The sequence below is a fragment of the Chromohalobacter sp. 296-RDG genome, from assembly GCF_029889885.1.
Lineage (GTDB): Bacteria > Pseudomonadota > Gammaproteobacteria > Pseudomonadales > Halomonadaceae > Chromohalobacter.
This window is the reverse complement of record NZ_JARANY010000187.1, coordinates 1-1545: the sequence shown is the minus strand read 5'-3', so window position 1 is coordinate 1545 and position 1545 is coordinate 1. Positions and strand designations below refer to the sequence as shown.

The following is a 1545-nucleotide window of genomic DNA, read 5'->3' as shown; positions in this document are numbered from 1 at the left end:
CTCAAGGGCGACCGTGAAGCCAAGAAGCTCGCCCATTGGCAAGCCGTCGCGGTCAGCGCCTGCGAGCAATGCGGGCGCAGCCGTGTGCCCTCCGTGCATCCCCCGCAAACGTTCAACGCTTGGCTAGCGGCACGCGACGAAGCGTTACGCCTCGTCCTGCATCCCGCCACCGACACCGCCTGGCAACACGCCAGTGGCATTACCCGCGCCGCACTCCTCGTCGGCCCCGAAGGTGGCTTATCGCCCGCCGAAATCGACGCCGCCTACACCGCCGACTTCGCCGCCCTGACCCTTGGCCCCCGCATCCTGCGCACTGAAACCGCCCCCGTCGTCGCCCTCACGATGTTGCAGCATTACTTTGGTGATTTGACTTATGCGCAATATTGATCCAGTAACACCTGGCGAGTTACTGAAGGAAGAGTTTCTAGAGCCCATGGGGATCTCCCAGTATCGGCTGGCCAAGGAAATTGGAGTTCCGGCTCAGCGTATTGGACAGATCATTGCTGGCAAGCGCTCGATAACGGCCGATACAGATCTGCGACTCTGTCGGTTCTTTGGACTGTCCAATGGTTACTGGTTGCGTGCCCAAACAGCATATGACACCGAAGTCGCGGAGGATGCCTTGGCCGATCAACTGAACAGTATTCGGCCTTGGAACTCGGGTTCATGCATGGACCACAGGGCATAATAAGTCGCGCCAAGACCGCCTATGTCGTCGCTCTCGGCGCGTGGATAGCGTTAGATCCAGACTTCGTTTTCAGCATTCAGTGCTCCGCCCTCGTCGCCAGTATTCTTAACGCCTTTGGGCTCGATCAACATCAGGTGAACTTCACTGGCAGCATGGGGTTTGTGCTCGACGCCGTGCGGCACGACGTAGATATCTCCTGGTCCAAGTGCCACAGAGCCATCACGGAAGTCTATGCGGAGCTCACCATGCGTGACCTTTCATGGTGATATGGAGGTTTATGGGCTATCTATCGCCTTTTGTCATTGGTGGTGCTCTGGGAGCTCTAAGTTGGGCTGTTTGTCCAGTAGTATCGGGTCAATTCGAGCCCTTTGATACGCTGCTCGGGTTTATCATTGGGCAAGCATTGATGCTCACCTTCGCCATCTATACCGGCTGGACGAAAAGATTGATGTTTCTCTTCCTGCTGGTGGTGGGTATGTATGTAGGTCAAAACCTGTATGCCTATATATTCAGCCCTGCGTTTGGTTCCAGCGATATGGGGGAATGGTTCCTGCTGGGGCTCGTGACAAGCGTATTCCTCTGCATCCTTCCCCTCGTTGGTGGTGGCGTGGCCAGATGGCTTGTGGTGTGCTCGCAACGTGACCGAAAGTAAGTGACCATACGGACTGTCTATCCCGGTCTTGAACTTTGCGTGCTGTCATCACCGTTGGATTCATCTACCTTTGGCTCGTGCCCGTCGTCTCAAGAACGACCCTTATCCTTTATGTATCATTGCCCGGTGTGAGAGCTACCGATATGCGTGGATCTGAATTCGCTGAGCTGCAAAGTTTCATGGCGATCGTGGAGCATGGCAGTTT

Annotated in this window: 3 protein-coding genes and 1 pseudogene; 3 read left to right on the top strand and 1 reads right to left on the bottom strand. The window is 55.8% G+C overall.

The genetic code is table 11. The annotated features are described in order from the left end of the window. Both OP495_RS17740 and OP495_RS17735 read left to right on the top strand, forming a co-directional pair. Positions 1 to 387: RsmE family RNA methyltransferase (locus tag OP495_RS17740; protein WP_280571092.1), on the top strand; the 387-nt coding region annotated here is incomplete at its 5' end. Beyond that, positions 374 to 688, top strand: coding sequence for a HigA family addiction module antitoxin (locus tag OP495_RS17735; protein WP_280571091.1), 315 nt, complete (start codon positions 374 to 376; stop codon positions 686 to 688). The genes OP495_RS17740 and OP495_RS17735, both read left to right, overlap by 14 nt. Before the next feature lie 50 nt (positions 689 to 738). Here the strand turns inward: OP495_RS17735 and OP495_RS17730 are convergent. Beyond that, positions 739 to 930, bottom strand: a pseudogene (locus OP495_RS17730) (cupin); the annotation flags it as partial. A gap of 35 nt (positions 931 to 965) precedes the next feature. On the opposite strand from OP495_RS17730, the gene OP495_RS17725 reads away from it, so the two are divergent. Continuing rightward, complete coding sequence (locus tag OP495_RS17725) at positions 966 to 1340, top strand: hypothetical protein (protein ID WP_280571088.1); 375 nt, start codon at positions 966 to 968, stop codon at positions 1338 to 1340. Positions 1341 to 1545 lie beyond the last annotated feature (205 nt).